Source organism: Aeromonas popoffii (genome assembly GCF_000820025.1).
Taxonomy (GTDB): domain Bacteria; phylum Pseudomonadota; class Gammaproteobacteria; order Enterobacterales; family Aeromonadaceae; genus Aeromonas; species Aeromonas popoffii.
On the sequence record NZ_CDBI01000061.1, the window covers coordinates 8,677 to 26,434 of the forward strand.

Consider the following 17,758-nt stretch of genomic DNA (forward strand, 5'->3'; position numbering starts at 1 on the left):
AACATGGCCAAAGTGATCCCAGTAGGCCAGCCGGTCAATGATGCAGAGCGCAGCGCCATCGCTTACTTGCGGGATCGCTTGCCAGACAACTTTATCTTGTTACACAACTTTGAGATTGAACGCCAAGGCGAGCGCTTCGAGATCGACATCGCGTTGTTGACGCCCCATGCCTTGTACTTGATCGACGTGAAGGGCACGCGTGGCAACATCGATGTGTACGGCAACAAGTGGTACCCCGAGGGGCGGGCACCCTATCCATCGCCACTAGGCAAACTACGTGGCCATGCTCGTACGGTGAAGGGGTTGGTGACTCAGGCCAATCCCGGTCGGAATGAACTGGACGGCATTTATGTGGATGCCGCCATCCTGCTCACCGCGCCCGATGCATACCTGAGCGACCGCGAGCAGCTTGACGCAGATCGGGTGGCGAAGCTGAAGGACGCCGAGCGTTACTTCAAAGACGCCACGCGCATCCCTTCACGCTTCTCGAGGAATATCCTCCAACAGCAGGGGTTGATCCTACATGCCTTGAAGGTGGTGAAGCCTGCATCGAGCATGCAGAGTTTTGGGCACTGGCAGGTGAAAGAAAAGCTCGGGGCGGCGGAGGCTTACACCGAGTTCCGTGCTGAGAATGCGTTCGCGGGTGGCACGGCTCGGCTGAGGGTGTACCAGGCTGATCCCTACCAGCCCGAAGACGTGCGCAAGGCGCAGGTCAACCGCATAGCCAATGCCTACCGGGCGCTGTCCAAGCTGCCTTTGCATCCCAACATCGTGGCCGCGCGGGATTTCTTCCCGACCGATGACGACAAGTCCTTCATACTGATCCTGGACGATGCACCGGGCCAGGCCTTGACGGTGCACATGGCTCGGCCCCAGTTAGCGCTCACGCTGGACCAGAAGTGGCGTGTTGCCAAAGACTTGTTGGAGGCCTTGGTTCATGCCCACCATCACGGGGTGGTGCATCGCAACCTGACTCCGGGGGCGATCTTGATTGGCCAAGATGGCACGACACGCATCACCGATTTTGATTTCGCCAAGCCCGGCGTGGACCGCAGCCGGACGATTGCGACGGACATTGTTGATTTGGTGGAGAAGGCCTATGTAGCGCCCGAGGCGTTCCGGGAGCCGGGTGCCGCATCGACCGCATCGGACATCTTCTCCGCAGGGGTTATCCTTTACGAACTCTTCACCGGAGAGCGACCATTTGCCGGTGAGCCCACCACAGTGTGGGATCGGGCCGGGGAGTTCCTCCACAAGCCCTCAGCACTGCGGCCGGAATTGAACGAGGCCTTTGACGCTTGGCTGCAGAGCCTGTGCGCTTTTGATGAGCACCAGCGGCTGACCGCATCGGCAGCGCTGGCTGCTTTGAATGGTTTGCTGCAACCCGTGGCGCAAGCAGCCAGCCAAGCTGCAGAGGTACCGAAGCCCGAGGTCTTTGAAGTCGATGATGCCCAAACCGACTACCTGAACTTGACGGCAGGCCATCGCCTAACCCACAAGTTCATCGTGGAGAAGAAGCTCGGGCGCGGTAGTTTCGGAGTAGTCTACAAGGTGATCGACACCTTGGGTGACGTGGCGCGTACGGTGAAGCTTATCGTCAGTGACCGGCACTCTACCTTGGAGCGCCTGAAGAAGGAATACCGCCACCTGGTGCATATCCCCGAGCACCCTCATGTGGTGCGTGTACTGGATGCGGATGTTATTCCAGGGCGTGACATCCCCTTTCTGGTGTTTGAGTTCGTGGAAGGTGCCGATGTCGGCGACATGATCCACGACCGCCTGTTGTCCCCCGAGGATGCGTTGGAGTTGGGCAAGCAGGTGATTGAGGGCCTGGTGCACCTGCATGCACAGGGCTTCCATCACTGTGACATTAAGCCGCGCAACATCTTGTGGACGCAAAAGGGTGCCAAGATCATCGACTTCAATGTGTCGGTACGAGCTGACGACAAGGAGTCACGTGGAGGGGGTTCGCGGCGCTATCTACCGCCGGACTTTGACCCGGAGGTCATTCCGCACAACAGTGAGCGCGCGGACCGGGACTTGTATGCGCTGGGCCTGACCTTGTATGAGGCATTGACGGCCCGCTACCCGTGGGATACGACAGAGCCCCCCATCAATAAGCCTGCGCCCGACCCGCGCGAACTGTCGGGCTTTGCCGACCTAGCGCCGGAGCTGGTTAACGTGCTACTTAAGGCCATCGCGCCTCGCAGGTCAGAGCGTTTCCACGCAGCTGTTGAATTTCGCGATGCGTTGGCAGATTTGCGCCATGCTCGTCGAGTGCAGACTGTTAGCCTAGCAACCATGGTGACGGGTGTGAGCAACGGGCAGTCTGCCTTGGCTAAATCGGCACCTAACTCCAACGCATTCGTTTCACACCTGCTGACACTTTACAGCCAAAGCCGCCGCAGCAATGCCGGAACGCGGGGCATGGACGCACTTGGTTTCTCTGCCTATGTGGACACCGCGCTGGACCGGGCCTTATTGCCTGCTGTGCTGCAGGGTGAGTTCCGGCTTGTGCTGATTTCAGGCAACGCAGGCGATGGCAAGACCGCCTTCTTGCAACGGCTGGAGAAAGAGGTCGAAGCCCGAGGCGGGGTTGTCAATCGTGGTTTGGCAAACGGCAGCGAACTGAGCCTGGAGGGGAATCGCTACCTGATCAACTACGACGGCAGCCAAGACGAGGGCAACAAAGACAACAACCAGGTGCTGCTGGACTTCCTAGCCCCGTTCAAGGGCAACGACACAGAGTCCTGGAGGCCACAAGAGACGCGACTGATAGCGATCAACGAAGGCCGCTTGGTGGACTTCTTGGCCGCACATGAGCGGGACTTCTTGGCACTCACGGCCCTTGTTCGACGTGCATTTTCTACCGGGGAAGCTGAATTAGGCGTTGCGGTAGTGAACCTGAACCTGCGTAGTGTTGTGGCCGATGCAGAAGGCGGATCGATTCTGGAGCGCACGCTGCGAAGCATCGTTCGTCCCGAGAACTGGTCCGCATGCGAGCAGTGTGACTTGAAGGGCAGCTGCTACGCCTTGCATAACGCGCGCAGCTTCCAGGATGAGATCGCCGGGCCGCGCTTGTTAGAACGCCTCAAGACGCTTTACACGATGGCCCACTTGCGTGGGCGTTTGCACATCACCATGCGCGACCTGCGTTCAGCTCTGTCGTTTATGCTGATTGGAAACCGCGACTGTGGTGAAATTCATGCTCTTTACACCTCGGGCAAGCACGATGACTTGGTGCGCAGCTTTTACTTCAACAGTTGGATGGGGGGCGGGCAAGCCACATCAGACCGGCTCTTGACGCTGCTGAGCGATCTGGATATAGGCCAGCAGGAAGATCCCCGCTTCGACCGAGGGCTGGACTTTGTTCAACCTGATGACCGTGCTCTGTTCCGCTTCGAGCGCCGAGGGCAGTTTGACTTCGAGGTGTTGAGGCGCCTGTTTAGTGATCTGCCGCGTGGCGTTTCTGACTTATCAGTCCGCCAACGGGCACGTAAACATCGCGAGTATGTGGCTATGGCACGCCGCAAGCATTTCTTTGAGCGGCGTGACGCCAGCTGGGAAAAAATGCTGCCTTATCGCTCCGCCAAGCGCATGGTGGAGATTGTTCGAGGTGAAATGCCCATCGATGAGCTCACGAGTGAAATCCTGCATGCCATCAACAGAGGGGAAGGGCTGCTGCGCCCAGAGCGACTTGGAGCCAGCCTAGCCTTGCAGTTGCGGCAGGTCGAACACGGTACGGTACGCAGCTACCGGCTCTTCCCTGTGGAGGGTTTTGGGCTTCAGGTACAAGACTTTGCAGCTAAGGCTCGCTTCGTTGAACACCTGCCGACCGGTCTACTGCTGAAGTACCAAGGCCAGGGCTCAGGTGCCATCAGCAGCGAGCTGATCATCAACCTCGATGTGTTCGAAATGCTAGTGCGCCTGAATCAAGGCTATCGGCCTAGCGTTGAAGAGATGCAGGGTTTTTATCTCTGTCTCGGTGTGTTCAAGAACAGCCTCAACGCACAGCCGTACCGTGAAATTTTGCTGACCACCACGGGGCACGACTTCTACCGCTTGGCCCGCCATGACGATGGGCGGGTGGAGATGCGATTGCTGCACGGACCGGTGGCTGGTGCGCGCCAAGAAGAAGTCGCAGAGAGCGGCTCCAGGGGGAACTGATGGCATTGCAGAAAAAGGACAGGGAGTTCCGGCTCCCGAAAATCAGCTATCTCGACTTTAAGACGATTGAAATGGATCGGGTGCTCACGGGTCTGTTCGAGCGCTTGGAGCATGGCGGCTACCCGAGCGTTTTCCGCGACAAACGAGAACTGACCGTGGACAAGTTCGTCGATGACATCCTCGATGCCCGCGACAAGTTCTTGGGCTTCACGCAGCATCGAGACATAGTCGAGCGTTGGGTGGAAACGCATCTGATGGACATCGTGAACCGCGGCAAGAAGAACGCCGCTGTGGCGGGGCCACGCCCTCTGCACGGCTACACCTATCGCTTTCGCAATCCGAAGCACTCGCGTGACTACGGGGCTGCACAGCATCTCTATCAGATGCTTCATCACGCCCGCCACCTCGCAGGCCACAAGGCCATCGAGCATCTCAAGGGCTTTTTCTTCGACGGGTTCGACAAGCTCACGCGAGAGCTGAACGACAAAGCGCTGACAGACATAGAGACGGCGACGCTGCTGCACTTCTTGTCGCAGAGGAAGGACACGGCAGACACGCGCGCTGGCGGAGATCGGTTCGCGCCAGTGTGCATCGGCTCAGCCGATCTGATGGCCGAAGACATTCAGCGACTGTTGTTCTACAAGCCTTTCATGCCACGCTCGGTGATGGTGGAGTACCTGAAGGTGCTCTTGTCGTTCCACTTGGCGTTGTACCACCTTCGCTTGCTCAAGCTACTGCCTGCCTGGCAGAAGCTTGAGGGAGCCAACTCGCTGTGCGCCGAATCTGCGTGCCCCATGAAGCCCCGTGAGCAACGCGAGCCTCAGGGGGACTGCCCCTACAAGCTGGGACTGTTTGTTGATTTGTCAGGTAGCGCAGAGTCCGCAAGCGCAGCACTGGCTGAGCGCAGCGCAGATGGTTACTACCGGCTCATTCCAGGATTTGTGCGAGCGTACTTCGTCGCCAAGAAGTTGGACGAATTTTCTGAACACCTCGTTCGGCGAGGCAAGCTGATTCGGCCCTTGAATTCCGTGTTCTCGGTGAGAGAGTTGTATAGCCTTCAAGGAGAACCGTTTGAGGAAGAACGGGACAAGTTCTTCGGTGAGCGCCTGGCTGGGTTGCTGGAATCTTTGTCCGAAGGTGATGCAGGCCTGGATACAGAGGTCGAGGCAATAACAAAGATGGGATTATCGGACTTTGAGACCTACATCGAGATTCTGGTGGCTCTGCGTGGTGCCTTCCACCGGAAGTACATCATCGAGTCGTTGGACGCGACGATGCTGAAGAACAAGTCGGGGGCGCTGCTTGCTCAGACCCGCGCGCGAAATGCGCCTCGGCGATTTACTTTGGAGAGCCGCCTGCTGGAGGTGTTGCTGCAGATCGCAGTGTTGAGGCCAGGTGGAGATCTGGGTTACTTCACCGGCGAGATGCGGATCGATGACCTGCTGTCATTCTTGCGCGAACGCTATGGGCTGTACATCGATCAGCTGCCGCTCGGTGAGGGCTCACCGACTATTGACGAACGGAAAGCCCTGCGCAGCAATGTGCAGGCTTTTACCGGACGCCTGCGCGAGATTGGCTTCTATCGAGATTTGTCTGATGCTTACGTGACCCAGACAGTGGTGCCGCGCTACACGATTGCAGAACGAAATGAAGGAGCGTGCTCATGAGCAAGGGATTACGTGAACTCACGAGTCAAGAATTGAACGCTGCACTGGAATCTGTTCTGCTTCCAAAGCTATCTCATCGGCTTGCTGCCCGCGAGCTTGGGCATTGCATGCGGGTCACCGACTTGGATCGGGAGCTGATGATCCGTTTGGCTGGTGGTTTGCGGGCTGCAGTGCCGTCAGCGAACGTCGTAGTGTTGGCGGATGAGAGCTTGCGAGTGATGGCGCCGGACATGGCTGTCAGCAGCACCAAACTGGTTGAGTTGCGGAACCCGCTTCCAAACGATGAGCTTAGACCTCCGTTGTTGGTGTTCGTGCCGAATGACCTACGCGCCTCAGCGGAGGATTCATTTGGGGTTGCTACGTTCGAAGAGATTCCCATTGATGGCGCTTATGCAGAGCTGAGCGGGCAGTTGCTTGCCCAAGTTCCTGCCAACTTGCGCGTGGCCGTAGAGGCCTGCTTGAGCGAGTTACGGCGGCGTGAATCCCGGTGGCGGTATGCCGATGACGCTGCCGTAGCGCGGTACCTGCTCACCTGCCAGGTCAATGAATTTGATCCGGACGCCATGGGGGCTGCGCTGTTTGAGCTTGCTCTGGTGCCAGACTTTGAATTGTTCCTGCATGCAGAGAGCGCGCCAATACGGGTGGCTCGCAACCGGGAGTGCGTTGAGCGCGTGACATGGTCGACCAAGACGGAGCGCGTTCGACCACTTGAGCTGGGCTTGCTGGATCCCGTGTTCTGCAAGCAGCTGGGTGAATTCTTTTTCCGTATCGGCGTATCCAATCCCAAGGAGTGGACGCAAGCCATCGTTCGCGACCGTGTGAATTGGCGACTTGCGTTCAATAAATGGTTGTTCGAGGACGGAGGTGTCAATCCGGACGCGATCTACATAGGCGATGTCGCGCTGCCTGACCTGCCTGTGGTGAAGGATGATAATGAAGATCCCCGCTTGACCGAGTTGATCGGGCATAAGGTGCTGCCCATCTCAAAGACCGGTCTCAAAAAGTTCAGTGTCTCTTTCCGTGTTGACCCTGTGCCTTCCAAGGTCGAAGGGTTGTCACGGTTTGTAGCGGAGGTTGTGTCGCGAGACAATGGGCCGACAGGTTTGCGTAGGCGTAAAGCAGCTTGGACCAAAGGAACCGACTCCGGCGCGATTGCTTTTTCTTCGATTGGCAAGATCGACTGGGAAGAAGGCTGGCACTACGTGCGGGTGTATGCAGAGACCGAAGACGGTGAGCGCATTCCCCTCGCGGACGGAGAAGGCAATCCTATTCAATTCAATAGTGATTCATCTGAGGTGTATGCCAGCTCTAACGAGAGTGACCTCTTCTATGTGGTCACTGACGATGAGGTCGAGGTTGAACCACCACAGCGTGCAGTTCCGCGTGAGGTGAGCTTGATGCATGCATTGCTGCGTGCACGTTTTGCGGCCGTAGCCCAGGATCGCGATCCTGATACCGTTACTGTTACCGGTTGCGGTTGGGTAGAACGCAGTAGCAAGGCTACGGCCAGCGGAGAGACCTTGGAGATTCGCCTGGGTAAGGAGGGTAAGGCGAACGTCTTGGTGTCCAGCCGATTGGCTAACTTGGAGCGAGCGTTTTTAGAAGACCCCGAAGGTCTCAACCGTTTAAGGTTTTCGATCAGTGCTTCGGGTGTTGCCACACGATCCACTACGTCGTTTCAGTGGCCAGTCTCAGAGGAGGTTACTCGGTTTCGAGAGGCGCGGGAGACATTGTTCGCCGCTGTACTGAAAGGTGACCAACGGCTGATCATGCAGGCCAGCGATCTTCTGTCCCTTAAGGAACCGGCGCAGAACTATGCCTCCGCCTATCTGGCTTGGATCGACGCAGTGCTTGCTCGTGCCAGCTCCACAGAGACGGCCGTTGCGCGGCAAGCTATGGATGAGCTTCGCTATGCGCTCACCATCGATTCAGTGGCCCTCGTGTTGGAAGACTATCAAGGCAGGCGCCGAGATGCTGTTCTGCTGGGGCCAACACATCCGTTGCGTGCCAATTGGCACGTCACGTGGAGCCATCTCGGGCAGGCTTGGATGGAGCAGAGCCGGTCTAGCAACAAGGAGTTCGTAGTCCCCACACGTGACGCGGTGATCAAGCAGCTGGCGCCAACTGCTTTTCCTCCAGTCGTCCCTTTCGGTGAGGAGTTGGGACGGACAGCTCTGGCTGTGGACAACATCAACCCGTTCTGGTCTTTGTACGCTGCGACCGATGAGAAAGATCCTCGTGGACTGATTGGGGAGGTGTGCGCTGCTCTTGGCCTACCAGAGCCAGCCATCGGTGGTGCGAGCATTGATAGTGCTTATCTTGCCGCGCGCGTGCAGCGTTATCTGGTCCAGCACCCATATGTTGAGACGCTGACGATCAACGCTTTCAATGCGGGGCGCGCCGGTGCGTTGGCCGAGGTGTTGCTGGCACTTCAGCGACATCCTGAGTTCGCCGATCTGCGTTACGACATCCGGCTCTTCGTGCTTGATCCGGGAGCGCCATCGACTGGGGAAGCTTTGCTGGAACTCTTGTCGCCGGACTCGGGAACCAGTGCAAAGGAGGCTGATGCTTTTTCGACACCGACCAACAGCCATCTGCACCCCAAGCTGCGACTGGCCATTCGTGCGATCAAGGAGTTCCGTGAGGACCCGGATTTGCATGCTGCGCACCTCTCCTTCTTGTTCGATCTGTTCCCAGCAGAGGAAATTCGAGCAGTTGATGTTCAAGGCAGTGATGATTCGTCGTTTGTCCATGGACTGGTTCAGCCCTTCGAAGTGGATTATCTGGAGGACGAGCAGTCCATCACTTGGCTACGTCGTCCGCTTCATGGTGTCGCACAGCCGCTAGAGGGGGCAGAGGCGTTATCCGACCTCATGGGGGGCGTGTCCCGTGCAGTTTCGGTCGCTGTGGCGACGCTTGCTCGCAGTCAATACCTACCACATGCACGTCCAGTGGTTGCGTTGAGCTTGTCCGCAGATGAGCGCGCCATGCTTCATCAGGTGCATGAGGTCAGTGACTGGGTGCTCACGATTGATCGGAACTTGGGAATCGAGTTCTTTGACCATCGCAGACATGCCACTCGGCCAGACTACTTGATCGACCACTCGCCTGACATGGCGAACGCGATGAGCCATCGTTTGGCTATCACATCGAGATCTGTTGCAGAGCTTGAGTCTTTGCTGATCCCGATCTTGAGCGAATACGGATTGCCCAACACGGGTCGACATGCCTTGGTAATGCTGGATCAGCTTCGATCGTTGTCTGGACGGCTGGCTTTGAAGCTACTGTCCTCATCTTCCCAGCGGGCTGAGGCTATGGGTTTGGCGCTTTCGCGCTTGTTCCTCGAACACCAGGGCGTTTTCCAGAACCAAGTCGTCGTGCCGTTAGACGCACACTTGGAGCTGTACAAGGCGTTGAAACAAAGCGCTGAGGAAATGGGCGATGAAGTCAGCTTCCGGCGGACTGACCTTGCCCTGTTCGATCTCGATCCAGCAAGCCGTGTAGTGACGTGCCGGCTGGTCGAAGTGAAGTGCTACAGCCAGGTGGGCGATGTGGCTGCATACGCGCAGTTGAAGGCGTCAATCGCTGATCAGATCGCTCAGTCCGAGCACGTATTGGCCTATCACTTCGACCCCAAGATGGCTGATGTAGATCGGCCTGACCGCCCTATAAAGAATCGAGATCTCGCTGCGCTGCTAGGCTTTTACCTAGATCGCTCTGAGCGCTACGGCGTGGTCTTGCCAGAAGCAGCTGAAGAAGCCCACTACTTCCTGCGACGTCTCGATGAACACCCTTACACCCTGCAATTCACGCGAAGTGCAGTGGTGTTTGACTTCAGCAAGCCAGGTACTGAGCCCGCCGAGCATGAAAACGGCATCGAGTTCTATCGGATCGGTAGTGATTTGATCCGGCAGTTGGTGGAGTCGGCCGTTACTGACACCGAACCAGTGGCCAGTATCCAGTACTCACGCTCTACCGACACCGTGAGAGAGGTCACGCTGGAACTGCTTCGTCGCAGGGAGTTGGCACCGGCTGTCCCCACATTTGAAACGGCAGCCTTCCTAAGCCCACCACGGGATCGAACGCTCGCTTGGGACGACCGCCCGAGGGAAAGATTAACGCAACATGAGAAGGCTTCCAGCGTGCCCGTGCGGGAGCTGGAACCAACCACCTTGGTGCAAACGACTCCGCGGTCAATTGACGCCGTACAGGCTGCAAGCCCTGACACATCACTACCGTCTACAGACGCGCCGGGTTCAGATACGACCACGGAACAAGTGCCCTCACCAGTTCTTGTTACGGAGGAGGTGGCTCCCCAGAATGCGTTCGCTACACGGTCGCAGTCTCAAGGCGGCGAGGCTACCGATAGCCTAGTGGCCTACGACATCATGCTCGGTACCACAGGAGCAACACCTCAGTACGGCCTGATTGGCGAAGTGTCTGGACGCAAGGTAGCACTTGACCTCAATCAGACCCACACCATCAGCCTGTTCGGCGTTCAGGGGGGTGGGAAGAGCTACACCTTGGGCTGCGTGGCAGAGATGGCGTCGCTGCAGATCCCTGGTATCAACTGCCTGCCAGAGCCGCTGTCTACGGTGATTTTCCACTACAGCCCGACGATGGACTACAAGCCTGAGTTTACGTCGATGGTGGGGGCGAATTCTGTGGAAGATCAGGTTCGTGCGCTGAAGGAGAGCTATGGCGCGGAGCCAAAAGCACTCGCAGATGTCTTGCTTCTTGTTCCAACAGACAAGATCGAAGAGCGTCAGGCCGAGTACCCAGACATCGAAGTACGGCCTTTGCAGTTCTCTGCATCAGAGCTGAAGGCTTCGCACTGGAAGTTTTTGATGGGCGCCGTAGGCAATCAAGCCACCTATATCCGCCAGATCATGCGCATCATGAAGGCGATGCGTGATGACATCACCCTTGAGGGCTTACGTACGGGCATCGACGCATCATCAGTTCCCGAACACCTCAAGGAGTTGGCTCGGATGCGTCTCGATTTAGCCGCTGAGTATATCAATGACGGCACATCTCTTACCGAGGTTGTGAGACCTGGTCGACTGATCATCGTCGATCTGCGAGACGAGTTCATTGAGAAGGACGAGGCACTCGGACTGTTTGTCGTGCTCCTGCAGTTGTTCGCTGATGCCCGGATAGATGGGCGCAGCTTCAACAAACTGGTGGTGTTCGATGAGGCCCACAAATACATCGAGAGTCCCGATCTGGTTGCAGGGCTCATCGAGGTTGTACGAGAAATGCGGCACAAGGGTGTTAGTATCATGGTTGCGAGCCAGGACCCACCATCTGTGCCTGTCAGTCTTATAGAGCTTTCAAGCCAGATAATCATGCATAAGTTTAACTCTCCTGCTTGGCTGAAACATATTCAAAAAGCCAATGCTGCTCTTGGTAACTTGACTCCAGAACGTATGTCTCTTCTTAAAGCAGGGGAAGCCTATGTGTGGTCAAGTAAGGCCTCGGATGATTCATTCTCACGAGGTGCGATCAAGATAAAGTGTCGGGCCCGCGTGACACAACATGGTGGTGCAACAAGAGTCGCAGTTGAGGAGCTAACAACATTAAGCTAAAGGCATGGTTGAAATATATTTGGTGATACAGCCCCGCTTCTTGCGTTCAACGCAAAAAAATATAAAACCACAATTAAGGCCCACCAACTTTGGTGGGCCTTAATTGTATGACAGCCTAAAGGTGAGGACTCATTGTAAATGCCCCCGTTCTTCCAGCGACATTACACCTTCAGTGCCGACAATTAGGTGATCCAGGGGGCGGATATCCACAAGAGCCAAGGCACTTTGTAATCTATGGGTGATTTCAATATCCGCCCGGCTGGGTTCCGGGTATCCCGACGGGTGGTTATGCACCAGCATCAATGCAGCCGCATTGATCGCAAGAGCACGTTTGACGACTTCCCTTGGATACACGGAGGCACTGCTGAGCGTGCAACGAAACAGTTCCTCATATGCCAGGATCCGATGCTGGTTATCCAAAAACAGCATGGCAAATACTTCGTGCTCCCTACTCTGCAATAGGGTTTGCAGCGCCTGTTGTGCCAAGTGTTTGTCTGTAATCGCGACGCCCTTGGCCAGTTTCTGGCGAGCAATCTGGTTGGCGATATTTAACAAATCATCTTCGTTAACCAGACCGGTGACGAGATAAGTACCGGGTTGCTCCCCGGCGATCAGTTTGTGATGCAACATGATTAGGCTCCATACGCTATCGCCCAACCGCGTGGGATGCGGCAGAGTAGGCGAGGTATTTGGTTAATGGGTTAGTAAATATGGTGGTTGCAGGATTGGCTGGCGGTGTTCAGGCCGCAAGGGTGTGAGTAGTGCTGTCGTGCAACGGGATGTGGTAACTGGTCGCGAGCAGGGTGCCTAGCTGGGTTAGCCAGCGGTGATCCGGGTGGTCGCACAGCCATTGAGCCAGTGCATTGCCCTGTTCGTTTTCATAGCGCAAGTAGAGGGCATAACCGTCCACCGGCTGGTCTCGGTCATGCACAGCTTCAATCTGACCATCGTGCTCAAGATAACCCTCCAGCTCGATGGCGATCACGGCGTTAATCATCTTCGCTCTCCTTGTCGGCGATGGGGTAACTCTCCACGGCATAGCCGCGATGGATGCAGATGCGCTGCAGGTCAGTCAGGAAGCTTGCAAGCACACGAGGCTGATCGGTGAGTGAGACGGGCCCTTCTTGGCAACGCCAGAAACAGCTGTGTTTAGGGTCGATATAGATCTCATCTCTCGGCTGGCTCATAGTGCGCCCGTCATCGGCATTGCTGATGGTGAGCAGTTGCCACTGCACGCCAGACCAACGGACCTGCAGTGTGACTGTGCGGATGTGTGGGCTATCCGGTGTCAGGTGTAGCAGCCAGCGCTGACCACTGCTGGTGGGGGTTATCTTGGCGTTGGCGGCAACTTGTCCCAGCCACTGACGTGAGTAGTGGGAGAGCGCTAATTCATGGGGCATCGTGTCCTCCTAATCTCCTGCGACCGTGACGCTGAAGCATTCCAACCGGCAGTAGGCAATGAAATTGCTCTGCCAGATATCGAACAACTCCCGTGCTTCGGCCAGTCGCAACGGTCCCCAGCCCAACATGGTGTGTTCCCCATCGAGGAAGTTGAAATCGAGCTCTCTGCAGAGCTCGACATCCTGCCCCAGCCCTTGATAACTGAAGTCGGTGACGTAATCGAACAGCCAGCCATCGAGCCCACGGATCAGCCGGATCTCGACTGGGTGCACGCCGCCTTGTTCGGCGCTGTAGCCGGGGTTACGAAAGTTGAAGGTCAGTTGGGTTAAGCGCTCAAGATTGAGCTCGGTTTTAGCGATTTCCTGGTTGAGCAGAACCAGCAATGCTTGGTCAACGGGCAGGGCAAAGCCGTCCCGGAAAAAGGGAATGGTCATGGTGTTTCCTCATTGAGTGCAAGCAGGGGGGGAGCCCCCTGCTTTTGCTTGGAAGTGATGGGTCAGTCGTTTAACCAATCCCACAGCTTGCTGACGCCATAGGCTGCGACGGCGCCCACGGCAAGGGGGGCTAACAATGGGGCTGTGGCAATACCGGTCACCGACACTACCGTTGCAGCAGCGCCACTACCGCCAGCCGTTGTGGCCAGCGTGCTGGCAGCAAGTCCTGCCGTTGCACTGGTGGCCGCCTTGCCTAACGTGTGACGAGCGACTTCGGCAGCCACCACCGTTGCTACAGCGGTCTGCAGCAGCTTGGGGGGATGCTGAATCCCTTCAATACACCACGTGACAAACAGCTCACTGTTGGCAAACGGCTGGCCCAGCTCTCCTTCACTGAGTCGGGCGTAAGCCCGTGTCAGGCTTTCCTCTCGACTGAACAGGCGTTGAGCATGGGGTTTGACCTCAATAGCGCAGTGCTGACTGAATTGAGCCAGCGAGGTCAGCGCCAGTAGGCCTGAGTGCTTTCCTGAAGCGGATGGTAGACAGTGAATGACCTGGTCATGGCCAACAAAGATGCCATGATGGTGGCCTTCAGACTGTGGTGTTACCAAGTGATCGCCGATAATGAAATGTCGTGTCATGGAGTGATGATCCTCATCAAGAGTTGGAAATGAAAAAGGGCGTCACCATTACGGTGACGCCCTTTGGCTTTGTTTTTCCTGAGCGGGCTAATTGCCGCCAGCGGTTATCTTCAGTGGTTGATGAAACTCGGGGGTGAAGGTGGAAACTGGTAGCCGGGTGACTTCGTTGTGAGCGAGCACCTCGGTTGCCTGAATGATGGCGATGGACTTGGCCTGCTCTACCTGTCCGCAGTCAACTTCCGTAAAGCCACCGCCATAGCGTGTAGCGGAGCTCCCGCCGAACGGTTCAACTTCCAGCGTTGATTCGGCCAGCGCTTTGCCCTTCTTGTCATTAAACTGCAGCGTGATATACAAGTGACCAAACTCATCTGCTCCACCACTATCGAGGGAAAAGTGGTACGCACAGACGCCTTGGTTGGCGTATACAGTGTCGGTGTGTTGGATAGCAACATAACGTTGTTCTTGGGCACTGCAAGCTATGGCCGAGAATATCAGTGTGGAGGCCAGTAAATATCGATTTATGTCTTTCATGGAAATCCTCGTAATAATCACTTTTTCTTAATTTATTCAGTTATTTACGTCCGAGATATCTGAATATTTCTTTTCCATTGTAAAAACCAACCAAGTCATCCTCACTCTTATATTTTTTGTTTGGTTGAAATTTGACAATGGTTCCTAGTCGACACATGTCTTTCATTGAAATATTGAATTTTTCATCAGGCGTAATTGTGTAGCCAATGGCAATTTTCTGGGGGGAGCCCGCAGTGGCGATCCAGCCCCACATGCCTGCTTCACACTCACCGAATGGCTGACTGCGAACAATGACCATTGAAAGATTATTGATTTCAGTTGCGATACATTTTCTGTTTAACTTCAAATGGGCGTTACACCAAAATGGTTTCCCTGTTTTGTCCTGCACTAGTGCCGGCAGAAAGCCTGTAAACGGCTCTGCTGCCCGTAGTGATAGACTTCCAGACATAAGAGTTAGTAGTAAGCAGAATGTCAGCTTTTTCATTTTTTATCTCACCGAATAACTATTATTAAATAGAGGTGTATGGCTATCGCCAGGAACGGTAAACCACACTACTTTTCAGTTGCTCTGAGATCTGAGAATGCGTTGCACACTGGAGATACTGATCCCCGTGCGCTTGGCAATTTCAGATCTGGGTAATCCTTTGGCAACCAGTGCAAGAACTTCATTACCTTTTGCCATTGCGGTAGGCTTACGACCCTTATAAACACCTCGGCGCTTGGCTAACTCAATACCTTCAGCTTGCCGCTCCAACATCAACTCTCGTTCAAAGGTTGCGATAGCACCGATCATGGTGAGCATTAACTTGCCGGTAGGCGTTGAGGTATCGATCCCCAGATTCAATATCCGCAATGCAACTTGCTTGTGTTGTAGAAATTCTGATATCTCCAATAGGTGACGAGTATTACGAGCCAGACGGTCCAGCTTGGTAACCATCACCACATCCCCCTCCTTCACATAATCCAAGAGGAGAGCAAGTTGTGGCCTATCATCACTGGCACCGCTAACCTTCTCTTGGAAAACTTTATTGCATTCGGCCAGCGCTCGAAGCTGGACTTCAAGACTCTGACCTCCCGTACTAACACGTGCGTAACCTACCAGTGCCATGGTCTCCTCCCGGTCAATAGGGCAAGGTACACTGACCCCCATGGTCAAAAGTCTCGAAGAGACCTTCTTGACCTGAAAATGGAGGGAAATAGATGAAATGAGTGCCGATTTCGTGAGTGTCACTAGGGCTTGATCTATTGACCCCAAACCAGCGATGGGGAGAAATAACGGGACGCTTTGTGATAAACGTCCCGTAGTGATGGGTAGCAGAATATTGCGCTACTGATTGATTTGATTGGATGTGACAAGATGCCAACGTAAGTTATTGGCTTTGTGGCTCAGGCGTAGGCGGTGAAGGGGCCGCGTTTTTACCCAGTTTACTGGTCAGGGGTGAGGAACGAGGGCGGAGGCGTTTTGGTGCTGTTGCGGTTGCCAAAGGCTGTGAGGTGGAAGATGACGCTGTCATTTCTGGCTCGGGATAGAACTCCTCCAGTAACATCGGCACCTCTTCATCTATATCTTCAAACTGGCCATTGCGCAGCAGCTCGCGAGCGGCTTGTTCCATCTGGTCGATTGCAAGGCCTGCCTCTTGGTCACGCTGGGCCGCCTCTTGTGCTTGCCTGACTGCCTCAGTCAGGTTGGTTTCTTCCCGCAAGGTTAAATCCACGTAGTAGACCGGTGTGCGGTAGGACTGTGTAGTGCTCTTGGCTCGCAACCGCAGGGTGAGCGGCAGATAGCGGGTATGGCCCCCGCTCACTGCCTCCAGGTACTTCAGTCGAGCCGCCAGAGTGCGCACCGAGTTGTAGCCGGTGGTGCGGAAGATAAAGCTACCCAGCTCATCCCCTTGCCCCTCCACAAACAGGTTCAGTCGACCGTAAAGCTTGCAGCCCTGTTGCCCTGCAAAGGCGCAGCGCTCTGGTCCAGGGCAGCTGACCTCCTCCATGCCTTGCGCCCCCACACGTCTTGCCACCTCCCCATTCCCGACACAGAGCGGCCTGCCGGTTTGCCGGTCAAACACGCTGTATTCCGCCCGCAGATTCAAGTCGCTGTCGTTGAACAGCACGCGCACCGGAATGGCGCGGATCTTGGTCTGCTCCTGCCCTTGGCCACTTTTCTGCGATGAGTAGTGTTGATGCAGGGGATGGAGTAACCATCCCCCCTTTTGTTGTATCTGGGTGGTGAGAGTGAAGCTGTCGTCCTTCTCCGGCACCCATTTATCCTGTTTTTGCACCAGCTTGCCGATGCAGATCCGCCCGATCACGGGCGGGGTAATCGCCAGTCCTTTGATCATGGTGTTTGCCTCAAGGGTTGAATGGTGAAACGGCGCACGCCGGGCACCGGTTTGACGTAACGGGTGAGCAGGTCAGGATGATCCTGACCGAGCTTATCGAGATCCGGTGCCAGCCGGTCTTTGCTGCGCTTCCAGGTGATCTTGCCATCGGCAAACAGCCCGGCAGTGGCGTCGCCCATGGTGGCTTGCAGCCGTTGTTTGAGCTGCGACTCCTGCAGCTCGACCGCTTCCTTTTGCTGACGCAATCGCAGTAGCTCGCCAAATAGCTGGTTGAACTCGGGGGAATCGGAGAGATCCACCGTCTGGCCATCATCACAGGGGAAGAGCCAGCTCAGGGCATTGGCAGCATCATTGGAGCCGTCAGGCTCGGGCTGCAGGTCTTGTTGAACCATCTGCCAGAACTGCGCTTCCCGATCGGTGAGATCCTGGATCTTCTCTTCGTCACGCTCAATGCGGTAAATCCGAAAATCCTGGCCGCCGATCAGCACTGCCACCTCAGCCCAGGCATGGCCGGTGACAGCCAGCTGATGCAGCACCTGACACTGGTACGCCACCGGCACCCCTTCCTCCCACTGGGGGGCGCTGTGATAGCTGGCGGTCTTGATCTCCAGAATGCCCGGTCCATCGGAATGGCCGACCACCTCCCGATCGAGGTTGGCGAGCATGAAGGGTTGCTCGGGGTGTTGCAGCACCGCATTGACCCGGCGCACACGAAAGCCGGTGCGTTTGGCATAGACCTGCGCCAAGACCGGCTCCAGCTCAATGCCCCACAGCACAGCTTCCTTGTGGGAGATATCCTCCGGCTCCTTGCGGCCGGTCTTCTCCAACCACAGGCTGAGCGGACATTTGTAAGGGGAGAGGCCTACAGCCACGGCGGCATCGGAAGAACCAATGCCGAGCTTGCGGATAGCGAGCCACTGCTCACGGGTTAACTGGGTAGTGGAGGCCAGCCGCAGAGCTTGGCCGTATTTGGTTTTTGCTTTCATGACG

The 17,758-nt window shown here is 56.0% G+C and carries 13 protein-coding genes; 3 read left to right on the top strand and 10 right to left on the bottom strand.

Going from position 1 to position 17,758, the window contains the following annotated elements; all coding sequences use genetic code 11:
• Positions 1-3: 3 nt before the first annotated feature.
• Genes mads6 through mads8 form a run of 3 tightly spaced genes read left to right on the top strand, consistent with a single transcriptional unit; the run spans position 4 to position 11,422 of the window.
• Positions 4-4,167 carry a methylation-associated defense system protein kinase MAD6 gene (gene mads6, locus BN1129_RS12845; RefSeq protein WP_042037036.1) on the top strand — a complete coding sequence of 1,388 codons (4,164 nt, stop codon included), beginning with the start codon at positions 4-6 and terminating at the stop codon, positions 4,165-4,167.
• The gene (gene mads7 / locus BN1129_RS12850) at positions 4,167-5,834 is read left to right on the top strand and encodes a methylation-associated defense system protein MAD7 (RefSeq protein WP_042037037.1); all 1,668 of its coding nucleotides are present in this window, start codon (positions 4,167-4,169) and stop codon (positions 5,832-5,834) included. Before mads6 ends, mads7 begins: the two co-directional genes overlap by 1 nt.
• Positions 5,831-11,422, top strand: a complete 5,592-nt coding sequence (mads8, locus tag BN1129_RS12855; protein WP_042037040.1) for a methylation-associated defense system ATP-binding protein MAD8 — start codon at positions 5,831-5,833, stop codon at positions 11,420-11,422. Before mads7 ends, mads8 begins: the two co-directional genes overlap by 4 nt.
• A gap of 129 nt (positions 11,423-11,551) precedes the next feature.
• On the opposite strand, the gene radC is transcribed toward mads8, so the two are convergent.
• The 10 genes from radC to BN1129_RS12905 form a co-directional block, all read right to left on the bottom strand.
• Positions 11,552-12,052 (bottom strand): RadC family protein, encoded by a 501-nt coding sequence (gene radC, locus BN1129_RS12860; RefSeq protein WP_042037041.1) that lies wholly within the window; start codon positions 12,050-12,052, stop codon positions 11,552-11,554.
• Between the two features lie 109 nt (positions 12,053-12,161).
• Complete coding sequence (locus BN1129_RS12865) at positions 12,162-12,419, bottom strand: hypothetical protein (RefSeq protein WP_042037043.1); 258 nt, start codon at positions 12,417-12,419, stop codon at positions 12,162-12,164.
• Entirely contained in the window at positions 12,412-12,822 is a 411-nt protein-coding gene (locus tag BN1129_RS12870) for a hypothetical protein (protein ID WP_042037045.1), read from the bottom strand. The genes BN1129_RS12865 and BN1129_RS12870 overlap by 8 nt, the downstream gene beginning before the upstream one ends.
• Before the next feature lie 9 nt (positions 12,823-12,831).
• A complete protein-coding gene (locus tag BN1129_RS12875; protein ID WP_042037046.1) occupies positions 12,832-13,257 on the bottom strand; it encodes a DUF2787 domain-containing protein in 426 nt (141 codons plus the stop codon).
• A 62-nt stretch (positions 13,258-13,319) separates the two neighbouring features.
• The gene (locus BN1129_RS12880) at positions 13,320-13,898 is read right to left on the bottom strand and encodes a lecithin retinol acyltransferase family protein (protein WP_042037047.1); all 579 of its coding nucleotides are present in this window, start codon (positions 13,896-13,898) and stop codon (positions 13,320-13,322) included.
• A gap of 87 nt (positions 13,899-13,985) precedes the next feature.
• Positions 13,986-14,429: an IrmA family protein gene (locus BN1129_RS12885; protein ID WP_042037048.1), complete on the bottom strand. Its 444-nt coding sequence runs from the start codon at positions 14,427-14,429 to the stop codon at positions 13,986-13,988.
• 40 nt (positions 14,430-14,469) lie between these two features.
• Entirely contained in the window at positions 14,470-14,913 is a 444-nt protein-coding gene (locus BN1129_RS22590; protein ID WP_042037049.1) for a hypothetical protein, read from the bottom strand.
• A 75-nt stretch (positions 14,914-14,988) separates the two neighbouring features.
• The gene (locus BN1129_RS12895) at positions 14,989-15,537 is read right to left on the bottom strand and encodes a recombinase family protein (protein WP_042037050.1); all 549 of its coding nucleotides are present in this window, start codon (positions 15,535-15,537) and stop codon (positions 14,989-14,991) included.
• A gap of 262 nt (positions 15,538-15,799) precedes the next feature.
• Positions 15,800-16,768, bottom strand: coding sequence for a recombination directionality factor (locus BN1129_RS12900; RefSeq protein ID WP_042037051.1), 969 nt, complete (start codon positions 16,766-16,768; stop codon positions 15,800-15,802).
• Positions 16,765-17,754, bottom strand: a complete 990-nt coding sequence (locus BN1129_RS12905; RefSeq protein WP_042037052.1) for a YqaJ viral recombinase family nuclease — start codon at positions 17,752-17,754, stop codon at positions 16,765-16,767. Before BN1129_RS12905 ends, BN1129_RS12900 begins: the two co-directional genes overlap by 4 nt.
• Between the last annotated feature and the right edge of the window lie 4 nt (positions 17,755-17,758).